The following is a 14,750-nucleotide window of genomic DNA, read 5'->3' on the forward strand; positions in this document are numbered from 1 at the left end:
ATTAAAATTGGATTGGTTTTAGGGTTGGTATTAGGTTAGGGCAGGTAAAGGAATTAAGACGAAAACAACAAAACAAGATGAAGGGATAAATGCGGGATACGTATTAACCAATTCGACAGCATCCGTCATAATCCTTCTTCCTTATTAAAATTTTCTAATGACATTGTCCACCCCAGGCGTACAAATAGGGTAATTTGTATTTGTGTGGTGCCTGTCACCACACAAATACAAAACGACCACTTTGTCCACGGGCGGTGCCTGTCACCAAGTATTGTCACCCAGTAGAGTATGTAATATTTGGTATTTAAGTATTATACTATAGTTATAGAGAGGGGTTTGGGATGATGGGGTATTTTATTAAGAAGCGTGATTTTTTGATTCCTGCTTCGGGGATTGATTCGGTTGAGCGGATTGTCTTGGGTGGTGTGGAGCAGACGATTTTGATTCAGGCTATGGATCCTAAGAAGCCTGTTTTATTATATGTTCATGGAGGTCCGTGCATGCCGATTCCAGGTGTTGTTTCGCGCGGGCAGGATTATGCCGTATCAACTTCTACCAAAGAATTAGTTAAGCATTTTGTTGTGGTCTTCTGGGATCAGCGTGGCGCTGGCAAGTCTTTCAGCAAAGATCTCTCAGCAGAAACACTAAGAGTAGAACAATTTATTCTCGACTGTTCAGAACTCATCGATAATCTAAAAAGTCGTTTTCAGCAGGAGAAGGTATATTTGGCTGCACACTCATGGGGAACCATTATTGGACTATCGGTTGCCTCACGCTACCCGGAAAAACTTTATGGTTACTTCGGAATATCACAAATCTTAAATTGGACAAATAACGATGCTCTTTGCTATGACTGGTTGAAAAATAAAGCCGAGAAAGCAAACGACCAAAGGACCTTGAAAAAACTAGAGGAAATTGGCCGTCCCCCTTTCATGAAATTAAAGGAATGGACAGAATTCCGCCGCCCCTTAATCAAGTATAAGTCAATGATTTACACTACTGAAACGGTGAAACACCCAGGAATGGGCGGTGCGTTCAAGATTTTTCTAAATAGCTCGGAATATACATTAAAGGACATATTTCATACCTTTTATAGTTCATACAATCTAACCTACACCCAAGAACTGATTGAGGATTTTGCTGAAATTAACCTTGAGGCCTTAACACGAATTGAAGTACCTATTGCCTTTTTGCATGGGAAGCAGGACTTTCATGTTGACGGCATACCTGTTGAGGAATTTTTTCAAAAGCTTGAAGCACCACAAGGGAAGGAAATGGTCTGGTATGAAAATTCCTCCCATATGTTCCATCCAGAAGATGCAAAGGCAATCGAAAGGTTTCTCATTAACTCGATCAAAACGGAGGTTATCCAGTAAAAAATGGAGAATAAATATTTCTGCTGGTCATTTACTGCTGCTAGGAAATTGAAGACTACCCTAATTGAGCTGAGAATCTTAAATGGTATCTCTTGCAAGAGCTTTTGCCAGATAATATAAAACTGGAGGGATGTACACGGTGAAAAAAATACTGCTCTTTGCCATACTCTTTAGCTTTATCTGGTTGGCTGGCTGCATTCAAAAAGACGACAGTGTAAAAGGAGAGTATGACGTTTCTGGTGTTATTAAAGAGGTGGATGCTGATAGCAAAGCAATATTAGTAGACGATCCAGATAAAGGGTTAATCTGGATTACACTACCTAAAAACGCTGAGAACACCAACTTCGAACCTGACCAAACCGTCGCAGTTTGGACAGACGGAAAAATTAGGGAATCCTACCCACTACAAGCGACTGCACTAAACATAGAACTAATTACCCCCTAATCAAACCGCATGACAAAGCTTGGAAGTGTTATTTATTAACACAACCAAGCTTTTTTTACTACCGACTTTTGTCACTGTCCACCTCAGGCGGACAAATCAGGTGATTTGTCCACGGACGGTGACAGGCACCGTAAGCGGCACCGAAAGCCCCCGCCAATTGAACCTTTTCAGCCCTTTTTTCATATATAAAAAGATGAGGTGATATTTATGGTGAAGGTTTTTATTGACCCTGGACATGGGGGTTCGGATCCGGGGGCTGTTGGAAATGGGTTGCAGGAGAAGCATGTTACGCTTTCGATTGCAAATAGGATTCGGGATATTCTGGTGAATGAGTACCAGAATGTAGAGGTAAGGATGAGTCGTACCGGGGACCAAACGGTTTCGTTGCAGCAGCGTACAAACAATGCAAATGCCTGGGGAGCAGATTTTTACCTATCTGTCCATATTAATGCTGGCGGCGGTACCGGCTACGAGGATTACATTCACGATGCCTTATCGAGTCGTTCTCGTACAGCGGATATTCAGCGTATCATTCATCCAGAGATTGTGAAGTTAAACAATATGACTGACCGTGGTGCCAAAAAGGCAAACTTCCATGTGATTCGTGAATCTACAATGGACGCTCTCTTAACTGAAAACGGTTTTATCGACAATAGTAATGATGCGGCGAGGATGAAGGATCCTAACTGGATTGAAAACGTTGCCCGCGGCCATGTGAACGGGATTGCTAAAGCTTTTAGCCTGCAAAAGACTGGTAACACTTCAACACCGCCCGCTACGGGATCAACATCTGGTACTGGCCCTAGCACGGTCTCAGCGCCTGGCTCCAGTTCTGGCTCTAGCACACGAACCCTATATCTTCCAGCACATGTCAACGAATGGAGAGTCTATCCGCTAAATGTTCAGCCAGTTAAAGCAAATGCTCTTCCAACCCGCTTACGCCCGAGTAAATTTGGCGGCCTCCAATACACGATTTTAGGAGAGCCACAGCCCAATGTATATATTATTCAAACACTTCAGCTTGGAAAAGTTCAGATTTATGCAGGACCTGAAACAGGAGCTACCATAAAATAGCAAGATAGCACTCCAAGTAGCCTTCCAATCTATTGGATCTCTAGAAAATTTTATAACGAATTGCTGTATTTCTGTGTGCCTGTCACAGCTAACAAAAAGAAGTAACCGCCAGCTGCGAGTTACTTCTTTTGTGTTAATTGTTTGTTATAACGTTCAGCACTATCTTAACAGAGTCCCTGTTTTGTCTGCAATATCATAAAGTGACATTAAAAAGCATATTGTCTATTCAAAGTAAAAATGGTGTCGGAAACAAACACTTTTTCTATGAAAACCTTTTCATAGATTTGCATTTTTCACAATAATAATGCGTTATAGTGAATTTGTATCTATTACTAAGGAGGTAATTTATTGAAAAAGAAACAGTTTTTAAAGGTTCTATCCACCTCTTTCATTGCTGCTTATTTTTTAGTAGTACCCACTCCAGAACTCGCCCTAGGAAAGGCGGTCCCTAAAGAATCTTCAGCCTATACCATTGAATCTACCAAACTTTTAAACCATCAGGGTCAGCAGGTTAAAATTGTCAGAGACTCCTATGGTGTTCCACACATTTATTCTGAAACGGACGCATCTTTATTTTTCGGAGCAGGCTATGCAACCGCAGAGGACAGGCTCTGGCAGGCAGAGTTATCGAGACTCGTTGCCAGCGGTAGAATGGCGGAGGTTTTTGGCGGTGTTGCAAATATCGGACAGGACCAGGTAATCCGCCGTGACGGTTATACCGATGAAGAGGCTCTAAAACAATTTGAACATTTGCCTGACTACGTGAAACGCGGGCTCCAGGGCTATATCGACGGCATCAACCATTACATAGAAATCATACCCTCCTCTGCCCTCCCTCCAGAATTCCAGGGTAGAAAACCTGCGAAATGGACGATTGTTGATTCACTTAAAGTCCAGCAATTAATGGTGCGCAGGTTTGGGGAAAGCGGTGGCGGTGAACTTTCAGCTATGAACAGATTGAATCAATTAGAAGCAAAGTTTCCAGGAGAAGGTCGGGAGATATTCGAAACAATTTATTTAAAAAATGACCCGACTGCACCCGTATCTCTTCAGAGTGAAACAGATAAATCCGTTAAGAAATCATCAAACAAGCTAGATTTTGCAAAGTTTTCTAACAGTGAAGATGTTGCCAAACAGCTTGAAACTGAACAGCAAATGAAAATTGATATTGAAAAGAAATTCGGTTTTCCAAGTAAGGGCGGAAGTAATGCTTGGGTTGTCAGCCCCTCACGAAGCGCTAATGGCGGTACCCTTTTACTAGGCGGCCCGCAAATGGGCTTTTCTGCACCACAGATAGCCCATGAAGTCGGAATTCATGGGGCTGGCTATAACACTGTTGGAATGGCGTTTGCCGGAGCTGGTCCGATTCCGCTTATTGGCAGAGGCAATGACTTTGCTTGGACAACCACAACTGGATATGGTGACCAGATCGATACATTTGTTCTCCAAGTGAATCCAGCTAATCCAAATCAATATTGGTATAAAGGAAAATGGACAGATTTTGAGGTTCGAACTGAAACCATTAAAGTCGCTGGCGGTTCTCCAATTGCTTACAACGTTTATCGCAGTGTTTACGGTCCAGTCGTTAGCAAGAATAACCTGGTTGCATATAGCCAAAAACGCTCTCATTGGGGACAGGAGATTGAGGCAATGGTCGGCTTCTATGATTTTAACCTTGCCAGCAACATCAAACAGTTTGAAGAAGCTGCGAAAAAGATTCCTACCTCCCATAATTTCCTATACTCCGATAAGCAAGGGAACATCGGCTACTGGATTACAGGACAAAATGCACTCCGAGCAGAAGGAACGGATAATCGCTTGCCAATGTTGGGTGATGGCTCACAAGACTGGAATGGTATTGCTCCATTTGAAACGAATACACAAGCGGTTAATCCCGCTCAAGGCTATGTTGCGAACTGGAACAATAAACCCAGCACCGATTGGGAATATACTGAGGCTGTGTTTGGACCAACCCACCGAGTTGGATTTATCCTAGATCAGCTGGCATCTCTCCAAAAGGTTTCGTGGAATGATATGGAGGAAATAAATAAGAAAGCCGGTCATATTGAATTGGATGCCTACTTTTTTAAAGAAATAATGTTATCAAAACTGAATGAAAATCTCTCAGAAAGTGCTCATGAAGCGGCGACCATCATCGAGAACTGGGACATGTTCCAATGGGATGATAACAAAGATGACCGATATGACGACTCTGGCCTTACCATTTTTAGAGCTTGGTTTAGTGAAGTTAAAACGAATGTATATAAAGAGTTACAAGGAGTATCTGGGGTTACGAGTGACCTACTATATCATGTCCTTCATGCTAATGAAGAAGACCTAGGTACGAAATTTAAGTTTCTTGGAAAACTAGACCTTAATCAAATCGTTTCGGATAGCTTACAAACTGCTGTAGAAAAGCTTACTGTAGCTAACGAGGGCAAAGAAATGGCCAATTGGCGGACCACTACCGGAAAAATTAACTTCCAGCAACTCGGTGCACGAGGAGTCCCGTCTATCTTGAGCATGAACCGAGGCACCTATAACCAAATCGTTGAGTTTTCAAAAGCTAGTACGAAGAGTGTGAACATCCTGCCGCCTGGACAAAGTGGTAATCCGTTCTCGTCTCATTTCGATGACCAGAGATTACTATATGCCAACTGGGAATACAAACCGATGATTCTCGATATTTTAAAACCTAATAAAAAGTAACAACCGTCAGACCCCCTTCTCTGCTTGTGCTTCTAGGGGGGTTATTTTAAAAAAAGCACAAGAGAAACAGGCACCCAAGATGAAGGTGCCTGTTTTCTTTATAGAGATCCTAATAAAAAGTAGATCAAGAAGAAGAAGGCGATGACGTACATGGTAATGGAAACTTCATTCTTCCGTCCTGTAACCAGCTTTAGAATCGGGTAAACAAGGAAGCCAAATGCAATCCCATTTGCGATGCTGAAACTTAACGGCATGATCGCCAGCATCAAGAAAGCTGGAAATGCTTCGGTAAAGTCATCAAACGGAATTTCCTTTAAACTTTGAATCATCAAACCTCCGACAATAATAAACACAGGAGCAATCGCTTCGTTAGGAATCACTTTAAATAAAGGGATCAAGAATAACGCTGGTATAAAGAGAAGTCCCGTCGTAAAAGAGGTTAGCCCGGTTCTCCCTCCTGCCGCAATTCCAGTTGCCGATTCGGCTGCGGTTGTCGTTGGACTACAGCCAAATATCCCCGCCCCTACTACAGAAATGGCATTTGCCTGGAACGACTTTCGGAATTTCGATTTATCCGGAAGCATTCCCAGCTGAGCGCCCATGTTTTGAAAAATAATCACCATTGATAACGAGAAAACAGCTGTCCAAAAATTCACCGTGTTAATCGCACTAAAATCAAAAGCTAAAAACACTTCACCATACCCGCTAAAGTTAAAGCTGAAGTCACGTAATGATGATAAATCAACAATGTCTAACATGGCACCAATAATCGTCCCTGCGATAATTCCTATTAAGAAATTCCCTTTTACATTGCGCAGGAAAAGCGGCAGGAGAACCAATAGTGTTAGTAAGGTTGTCAATGTACGCGGGTCACTTAGATCGCCAAGTCCTACGAACGTCCCTTCATTTGCCACGATGATTCCGCCATTTTTCAAACCTAGAAAGGCGATAAAAAAGCCGATACCTGCAGTCATTGCATGAATCATCGATTTCGGGATCGACTGTGAAAGATAAACGGCCGCTTTTGTAACAGTCGTCAAGGTGAACACAATTCCAGCTATAAATACGGCTGCTAATGCCTGCTGCCAGGTAAGCCCGAGGGAGAATACTAATGTGAATACAAAAAACGCATTATCCCCCATCCCAGGCACAATAATTAACGGGGATTTTGCCCAAAGTGCCATCAGCATACACCCGACAAAACAAGAAATGACGGTAGCAATCGTCACCGCTTCATAAGGCATTCCTGCTGAACTTAGGATCGCTCCATTGACGGCAATAATATAAGCGACGGTCATAAATGCAGTAAGTCCGGCTAAAATCTCCGTTCTGACACTCGTTTTTTCTTTTTGTATATTAAATAGTTTATTCAATTTTACGATCATCCTTTTTTCTACTAAGTATTTAGTTCATAGAGCAAGAGCAAATTGCCAATCCTGGCACGTTCAAGTACAATCAAATTGATTAGACTACTGGTAATAGGCTTATTAACGGCCCTAAAATATGACAGAAAGGAGGAATATTCTTTGATTTCTACCCTCTCAGAAGTCCCCATCTTTTCAGATATTCCTAAGGATGATTTTTCACAAATCCTCCCGCTTTTAAAAGAACGAAAGTTAAAAAAGAACCACGTACTCATGTTTGAGAACGACCAAAGTGAAGATGTGTATATCCTTCGGTCCGGGATTGTCAAGGTGTATCGGATTCATGAAGGCAAAGAGATTGTACTCAGCATTTCGTCACCAGGGGATATTATTGGTGAGGTAGAAGCATTATCCAACGATAATCACCGAATTTCCTCCATTGAGGCCTTAGATCATATAACTGTTTGGTTACTTTCCAGGCAGGACTTTCTTCGGATTGTTGAGAAATATCCTTCCGTTTTACGAAAAGCGTACATGATCCTCGTGGAACGTACGCGTGCGCTCAATCGTTTAGTTCGTTATTTGAGCTTTTACGATGTCCGAGCAAAGACTGCTAATCTTCTGATTGATCTCTACTATAATTTTGGAAAACCAGAAGGCTGTATTTATAAAATCGATTTGAAAATCAATCAATCACTGCTGGCGAGTATGTTAGGTGTAACAAGAGAATCCGTCTCAAAAACGCTAGGTGATTTTCAACATGAGGGATTAATTGATATCCGCGGAAAGTATCTATTCCTTTTGGATAAAAATAAACTCGAGAGCATGTGCGGCGAAACGGAAGAAAATCCTGCCATGAGAAAGTGGACGAACCTATAAGTGACGCACCTTTTAAGCGGGACAAAAATGGCCCATATTAATATAGCAAATGTGCGTCATTTCTTCAGTAAAGGAGTTAACGTTAATTTTGTTAACTAGTTCACAGTTATTTTAAGAATCCGGGCACTTATGCTTGGATTTTTTTGTTTGTTCGTGTAGGCTGAAGGATTTTCTGCTGTGCATGAAGAAAATAGGATTAGTTTAATACACAAAGGAGATTGATGATGGATGGGGATTATTACAAATAAAGTTGGGGCGATTTTTGTACCGGTCAGTGATATTTATAAGGCAAGAGACTGGTATTGCTCCATTTTAGGATTGGAACCAGCTTATGAGATTATAGCAGGTCATCTTTGTTGTATACCTTTAGATAATAATGGATTAAATCTCGTGCTCGACAGTAAGATTTACACGGAAGATGCTTATGCCAGAACCCCGATGTTCCACTTTAACACGGAAGATATCCACGAGGCCTATCGGTTTATGAAAGAAAAAGGAGTCGAAATCGTTACAGATATTGAACATGGACACTCTTTTAATATTAAAGACCCTGATGCAAATATGTTAATGATTTGTATGCTTCGTTAACGCCATTAAAAAAATCCAGGATATCTCCTGGATTTTTTTTGTTATGCGTTTAGACCTTTGATTCGTATTGTTCAGGATCTGTCAACATTCCATCTCTTTCTAGTTCTGCTTGTGTCTGCATAGACTCCATTACTTTTCCAAGTTCCTTCATGTCGGCTTCATTCCGAACCATTGTATTTTTCTCTTCAGCCTGGTCGGCTGATCGATTTTTTATGACTAATTTACTTTTTATATAGTCCGCAATTTCATAAAGCTTGCTCTCTGCCGCTTCCCTTACTGGCTCGGGTATCCTTTTGTCGCCATATAAATTTGGTGAACCCAGCTTCGCCTGGGTGGATCCCTCTTTAATTGGATTTACGGGAATCTCTAACTGGTAGATGGACTGAGTGGAAGAATCTTTTAATTTCACACTGTATTTTAGAGAATGGTCGTTGCTAATTAATTGAAACCCTTGGCTGGTTAAAACAGAATGTACCTTGGAAAATGGCCCTTTTTCAAAAACAACCGCTTTTGACATATCATCATCTCCTTGGTTTTAATGTTTATTTGTAATTGGGTTGACCTTTTGACGGCTTGTCAACTTAGCTACTATTTACCCTAAAATTGGAGAGTGAAACATAAATTTTCGTAAAGTGGCCATTTTCAATTACACAAATAAATCCCCCATTTTATTGGGGATTAGGTTTAGTGGTACATGGAGTGTACTTTCTCAAGGTCTGTTAACAGAAGCTTGATTTCCTCCTGACTCAGACGCACAGGCATTTGGTCGTACAAGGTAATGATTTGACCATCCGCATCCTTCTCATGCTTCTTCAAATACTGATAGAGCGCAGTTAACTGACTTTCTCTAATGATCGATTCTGTTTGAAAATACTTGACCTGCTGCAACGTAAACTCATTCAACTGCTCATCAAACTCACCAGAAATAATCCCGCCATTCACTTGCATCCCATCACTCCTACACCTAAATCCTATTCGCTAGTTTACCCAAAATCCAAATATCTAGCAGACACCTATCCAAAGGCAAAAATATTGGAAAAAACGAAAAAATATTTTATAACTAATACAACAGACTAAAAACGCGGTGCCTGTCACCGCTCGTGGACAATGTCGCTGTTTTGTATTTTTGCGGTGACAGGCACCGCCCGTGGACAAAACGACTACTTTGTACGCCTGGGATGGACAGTTGTTGAATGGAGGTTTAAATTATGGAGAGAAGCGGTGTTTTTCGGTCGGTTTGTTCGTTGGATTGTCCGGATCAGTGTGGTTTGCTTTTGCATAAAGAGGATGGAAGGATTGTGAAGGTGGAAGGGGATCCAGAGCATCCGGTAACTAAGGGAAATATTTGTAATAAGGTTCGGAATATTCATGATCGGATTTATGATGAGAACCGCTTAAAATACCCCTTGAAGCGAATTGGTCCAAAAGGGTCTGGGAATTTTGAACGCATTAGCTGGGAGGAGGCGTTGAACACAATTACCTCTCAGTGGAAGGAGTCAATCCAAACCCACGGCCCTGAAAGCATCTTGCCATACAGCTTTTACGGAAACATGGGGAGGCTGAACGCAGAAGGAATGGACCGCCGCTTTTTCCATCAACTAGGGGCATCCCGCCTTGGCCAAACCATTTGTTCCTCTGCAGGTTCGGTTGGTTATAGCTATACAATGGGTGCGAGTCTTGGGATTGACCCTGAGGATACCATCCATTCCAAGCTAATCATCTTCTGGGGCATTAATGCGGCAAGTACGAACATGCATCAAGTGGCACTAGCACAAAGAGCTCGAAAAGAAAATGGGGCTAAGATTATCGTAATTGATGTTCATAAAAACCAGACTGCTAGATTTGCAGATTGGTTTATTCCGATTTTACCAGGAACAGACAGCGCTCTTGCTCTCGGAATCATGCATATCTTATTCGAAGAAAAAATGGTCGATACTGCTTTCCTAGTGGAATACACCACTGGACATGAGGAACTTCGTCAGCATATCACACAGTATGACCCTGCTACTGTCTCAAAAATTACCGGTGTCCCAGTAGAAGACATTTTTAAGCTCGCACGGATGTATGGGGAAACTTTCCCAACTTTTATAAGGATAGGCAATGGCCCTCAACACCATGACAACGGCGGCATGTTTGTCCGAACCGTTTCCTGTCTCCCAGCGCTAACAGGTCAATGGCTACTTAAGGGCGGTGGTGCGATTAAAGGAAATTCAGGATACTTAGCCATTAATTCAGGTCAGTTACAACGCCCGGACCTTTTAAAAAATAAAAACACACGTATCATCAATATGAACCAGCTCGGCGACGCCCTGCTTTCTCCCATAGATCCGCCAATAAAGTCCCTCTACGTATACGGTACAAATCCTGCAGTCGTGGCACCCGAGGGGAATAAAGTAAGAAATGGCCTTGAACGTGAGGATCTTTTTACTGTGGTTCATGATTTATTTATAACCGAAACTGCCCGATATGCTGACATTGTTCTGCCTGCGACATCATCCTTTGAAAATACAGATCTTTACACAAGTTATTGGCATCATTACGCTCAACTTCAAGAGCCGGTGATTCTACCGTACTTTGAATCTAAGTCAAATGTTGAAGTCTTCCGTCTGCTGGCGGCTGGGATGGGTTATGAGGACACTGCCTTTACTGAGACTGAAGAGGAATTGATCGATCAGGCACTGAACAACCCGAGAAACCAATATATAGAAGAGATAGATTACATGGCTTTAAAGAAGCAGCACTTTGTGAAAGCGAAGGTGGAGCCCCTACTAACAGGAAAACTGCCAACACCAAGCGGTAAAATCGAGCTGTATTCAGAACGGATGAAAGAAGCTGGATACCCACCACTTCCTACTTATCTACCATTAAAAACCGAGGAAGAAGGGGAGCATCCATTTCTATTCATTCCGGCACCTAACCACAATTTCTTAAATTCTACCTTCTCAAACAACTATAAGCATGTAAAGCTTGAAAAAGAAACACCCCGTATCCACATAAATGCTGTGGATGCCAGACTGCTAAGGATTGAAGATGGTGAAATGGTAAGGGTTTGGAACCAGCGCGGGGAATGCGAATTACACGCAGCGGTTGGAGAGAATGTGCTGCCAGGAGTCCTCGTTACTCAAGGTCTTTGGGCCGACAGCAAAGGAACCAAACAGCTCGTCAACTCACTCACACCTGACCGAATTGCCGACATGGGCGGAGGGGCTACCTTCTTCTCAGGTAGAGTAAGCGTTGAAAAAATAGGAAAAGGTGAAAGGCGGTCATAACGCCTTTCACCTTTTTCATATGCTTAAAGGTTTTCTATTGGTTGTAGTCCCAGGCGATTTTCCACTGGTCTTTTTCTTTTATGACGAAGACTTCTTGGTGGAGGGTGAAGTTTCCGTATTTTCCTTTGTAGATTTGGGTTACGGGGATTTTAAAGACTTCCTTCATCTCCGGACCTTCCTTGGATAGGTTCCATTTTTTCAGTTCCTCTGGTTCACCAAGTTCAAAGTCAAAGGTTTCGACTCCAAAGTGATTCATAAATACATGGGCCCGGTCCTGGATATAGGGCCCCTTACTAAACTTTTCCTTCATCTTTGAGTGGAACAACCCCCATGATTGGGCAAAATCTCCCGCTTGTTCATAGCTATAAAACTCTTCAACCACTTCTTTTACTTGCTTACCGGGTGAAAAAAGACTCCATCTTACGAGCAGGAAAACCGTAATAACGCTAAAAACCAGTAAACTTCCAATTATTATTCCCTTCGGTGGTCTATACCTTCTAGACATGAAAATCTCCTTTTATGACAAACTATGATTACTCTAAGAATATGTCCAACCCCGGCTAAATAGTATGGTTATTTCGTCTACTGTTTTATACCAATTGGACTATAAGAGATAGAACCTAAGTCCTACAGAATTTGTCGAAGAAAACTTTTTTCAGCTTACAATATTCTCCCTTTTTCCCATCATCCATTTGCTATCTTAAATTTAACCCAAAATTTGTATACCTGAAAAAATTGATTAAAACTATCAAAAAAACCAACTCTAAAGCTGGGAGTGGATCCTTTGGAGGCACAGGAATTTTTTATCGGATTATTGTGGGCTGCTTCTTTAAGTATTCCACTATGGATAGCAATTTTTGGATGGATAAAAATCATTCTATTCTATTTTTAATAGAGCATTTTTACTAGATGATACTAATGGAGGTTTTTTTGAATGCGCTCTCAACCTGTAAAAAGTAGAAAGGGTTTAAAAATTACCGGAATCTGCCTTCTCATCCTGTTTATTGCTTTAGGTGCATATGCAGGAACCATATATTTCTCCTTTAAAAAAGCAGTGGTTACCATGCATCATCCCATTGAAAGAGAACTATCAGAAAAACGAGCGGCACCTGTTATGTTTGAAGAAAAAGATCCTTTTTCTGTTCTCATGTTAGGCGTTGATGAACGTGAAGGAGATAAAGGCAGATCGGACACCATCATTGTTTTAACAGTCAACCCTAACAATAATTCAGTAAAAATGCTCAGTATTCCCCGCGATACGCGTACCAATATTATAGGTATGGGAAAAGAAGATAAAATTAATCACGCCTATGCTTTTGGCGGAGTTCCCATGTCGATGGATACCGTTGAAAATTTCCTTGGCATTCCGATTGATTACTATTTACAAATTAATATGGAGGGCTTCGAAGATATTGTTAATGCAGTCGGTGGTGTAACCGTACATAATGACCTCGCATTTACGGAGAACGGATTTGATTTTTCCGAAGGCGAGATTACCCTTGATGGAGAAAAAGCTTTAAGCTTTGCCAGGATGCGTTACCAGGATCCTAGAGGAGATTTCGGAAGGCAATTGAGACAACGGCAGATCATTCAAGGGGTAATTAGAGAAGGAGCAAGCTTATCGAGCTTAACAAACTTCGCGGATATCTTTTCAGCATTAGGAAAAAATCTAAAAACCAACCTAACCTTCGCTGAGATCGTGGAAATTCAAAAAAACTACCGTGATGCAGCACAGAGTGTGCAGCAATTAGAAATCAAGCAGCAGGGAACCTTAATAGACGGCATTTATTACGGCCTTGTTTCACAAGAGGAACAGCAGCGAATTCGAACTGAACTTCAAACACAGCTTGAGCTGGGTAATGAATAGATGATTTGGAGCTTTATGAACATTGTAAAAAAGCAAGCTACTGAACAAATTCAGCCAGCTTGCTTTTCAATTTTCGTAAGAGTTACTCCGCCTCTAGATCCAACGGACGTAACCTAGCTTCAATTTCAGCACGTCGTGGCTCTAAAAATGGCGGAAGTGCTAAACTCTCACCTAAGGTTTCCAGCGGCTCATCCACATCAAACCCTGGAGTGTCAGTAGATAGCTCGAACAAAATATGATTTGGCTCTCTAAAATACAGCGCCTTAAAATAGTAGCGCTCTACCTTTCCTGAATTCATCAGCCCAGACGCTGCGATCCGCTCTGCCCAGTAATTATACTCTTCCTCATTTGGTACGCGGAAGGCAACATGATGAACACTACCCCGACCTGCACGCTCTCTAGGCAAATCTGGTCTAGTCTCAATGTGAACCTCTGCACCTGAACCACCCTCACCTGTTGAATACACCTGAATATCAGGAAAGTCTCCAGCTAGCGATGGATAAGAGCCTGCATAAGTGAATCCCATAACACTTGTTAAAACTCCAATCGTTGGCTCAGCCACTTTAACCGTTAAGGTCACCGGCCCAAGACCGATAATGCCATATTCTTTCGGGACATCGCTTCCCTCCCACGCCTCACCTGCCGCTACCCCTGCTTCAGCATGATCTGCCACTAAAATAAGCCGGGTCCCTTCATAATCCTGAAAAGCCAAAGTATCACGATTAGCTCGCTTTGCAACTGATTCATGCTGAATTCCTAACTTTCCAAAACGTTCCTGCCAATAATGCAGTGCTGCAGTGTCCCTCACCCTTAACGAAGTGGAAGAAATACTCGAAACGCCAGGGTAGGTATGACCTAACCCTGGAATATCAAAGAAGGTTATTTCCGTGCCTGGACTACCCTTTGCATCACCATAAAATAAATGATAAGACTCTGTATTATCTTGATTTACCGTTTTCTTGACAAGCCTTAACCCTAAAACATTTGTATAAAAGTGGAAATTCCTTTCTGCCTTACCCGTTAAGATCGAAACATGATGTAAACCTAATAACTTCATATTTTAAACCTCCAAAGAGAGTTATATTCGAAAATTATCTCGAATTCAAGATAATTGTAACAAACAACCATCTTTAAAGTCAAACCAGGCACAGGTCACACAACACTGTCCACCCCAGACGT

General features: G+C 41.8%; 13 protein-coding genes. 8 read left to right on the forward strand and 5 right to left on the reverse strand.

The genetic code is table 11. The annotated features are described in order from the left end of the window. The first annotated feature begins 341 nt into the window (after positions 1–341). The 4 genes from BTR25_RS23410 to BTR25_RS23425 all read left to right on the forward strand — a co-directional run bounded on the left by BTR25_RS23410 (position 342) and on the right by BTR25_RS23425 (position 5,604). On the forward strand, positions 342–1,376 hold the full coding sequence (locus BTR25_RS23410; RefSeq protein ID WP_075690404.1) for an alpha/beta fold hydrolase: 1,035 nt from the start codon (positions 342–344) through the stop codon (positions 1,374–1,376). A 130-nt stretch (positions 1,377–1,506) separates the two neighbouring features. Then, positions 1,507–1,821 carry a DUF3221 domain-containing protein gene (locus BTR25_RS23415; protein ID WP_083652531.1) on the forward strand — a complete coding sequence of 105 codons (315 nt, stop codon included), beginning with the start codon at positions 1,507–1,509 and terminating at the stop codon, positions 1,819–1,821. A gap of 207 nt (positions 1,822–2,028) precedes the next feature. Further along, positions 2,029–2,895, forward strand: a complete 867-nt coding sequence (locus BTR25_RS28685; RefSeq protein WP_075690405.1) for an N-acetylmuramoyl-L-alanine amidase family protein — start codon at positions 2,029–2,031, stop codon at positions 2,893–2,895. Positions 2,896–3,243: 348 nt separating this feature from the next. Beyond that, positions 3,244–5,604, forward strand: coding sequence for a penicillin acylase family protein (locus BTR25_RS23425; protein ID WP_075690406.1), 2,361 nt, complete (start codon positions 3,244–3,246; stop codon positions 5,602–5,604). A 98-nt stretch (positions 5,605–5,702) separates the two neighbouring features. On the opposite strand, the gene BTR25_RS23430 is transcribed toward BTR25_RS23425, so the two are convergent. Next, on the reverse strand, positions 5,703–6,989 hold the full coding sequence (locus BTR25_RS23430) for an NCS2 family permease (protein WP_075690407.1): 1,287 nt from the start codon (positions 6,987–6,989) through the stop codon (positions 5,703–5,705). 141 nt (positions 6,990–7,130) lie between these two features. Between BTR25_RS23430 and BTR25_RS23435 the strand changes: the two genes are divergently transcribed. Then, positions 7,131–7,847, forward strand: a complete 717-nt coding sequence (locus BTR25_RS23435) for a Crp/Fnr family transcriptional regulator (RefSeq protein WP_075690408.1) — start codon at positions 7,131–7,133, stop codon at positions 7,845–7,847. Positions 7,848–8,075: 228 nt separating this feature from the next. After that, positions 8,076–8,435: a VOC family protein gene (locus BTR25_RS23440; RefSeq protein WP_075690409.1), complete on the forward strand. Its 360-nt coding sequence runs from the start codon at positions 8,076–8,078 to the stop codon at positions 8,433–8,435. A gap of 49 nt (positions 8,436–8,484) precedes the next feature. Here the strand turns inward: BTR25_RS23440 and BTR25_RS23445 are convergent, their stop codons facing one another. Then, the gene (locus tag BTR25_RS23445) at positions 8,485–8,952 is read right to left on the reverse strand and encodes a hypothetical protein (protein WP_075690410.1); all 468 of its coding nucleotides are present in this window, start codon (positions 8,950–8,952) and stop codon (positions 8,485–8,487) included. Between the two features lie 167 nt (positions 8,953–9,119). Next, positions 9,120–9,383, reverse strand: a complete 264-nt coding sequence (locus tag BTR25_RS23450) for a hypothetical protein (protein ID WP_075690411.1) — start codon at positions 9,381–9,383, stop codon at positions 9,120–9,122. A 260-nt stretch (positions 9,384–9,643) separates the two neighbouring features. On the opposite strand from BTR25_RS23450, the gene BTR25_RS23455 reads away from it, so the two are divergent. After that, positions 9,644–11,704, forward strand: a complete 2,061-nt coding sequence (locus BTR25_RS23455) for a molybdopterin-containing oxidoreductase family protein (protein WP_075690412.1) — start codon at positions 9,644–9,646, stop codon at positions 11,702–11,704. Positions 11,705–11,738: 34 nt separating this feature from the next. Here the strand turns inward: BTR25_RS23455 and BTR25_RS23460 are convergent, their stop codons facing one another. Further along, on the reverse strand, positions 11,739–12,209 hold the full coding sequence (locus tag BTR25_RS23460) for a hypothetical protein (RefSeq protein WP_075690413.1): 471 nt from the start codon (positions 12,207–12,209) through the stop codon (positions 11,739–11,741). A 429-nt stretch (positions 12,210–12,638) separates the two neighbouring features. On the opposite strand from BTR25_RS23460, the gene BTR25_RS23465 reads away from it, so the two are divergent. Beyond that, a complete protein-coding gene (locus BTR25_RS23465) occupies positions 12,639–13,571 on the forward strand; it encodes an LCP family glycopolymer transferase (RefSeq protein ID WP_075690414.1) in 933 nt (310 codons plus the stop codon). An 82-nt stretch (positions 13,572–13,653) separates the two neighbouring features. On the opposite strand, the gene BTR25_RS23470 is transcribed toward BTR25_RS23465, so the two are convergent. Further along, complete coding sequence (locus tag BTR25_RS23470) at positions 13,654–14,628, reverse strand: ring-cleaving dioxygenase (protein WP_075690415.1); 975 nt, start codon at positions 14,626–14,628, stop codon at positions 13,654–13,656. Between the last annotated feature and the right edge of the window lie 122 nt (positions 14,629–14,750).

It is taken from the genome of Bacillus sp. MRMR6 (assembly GCF_001940785.1).
GTDB lineage: Bacteria > Bacillota > Bacilli > Bacillales > Cytobacillaceae > Neobacillus.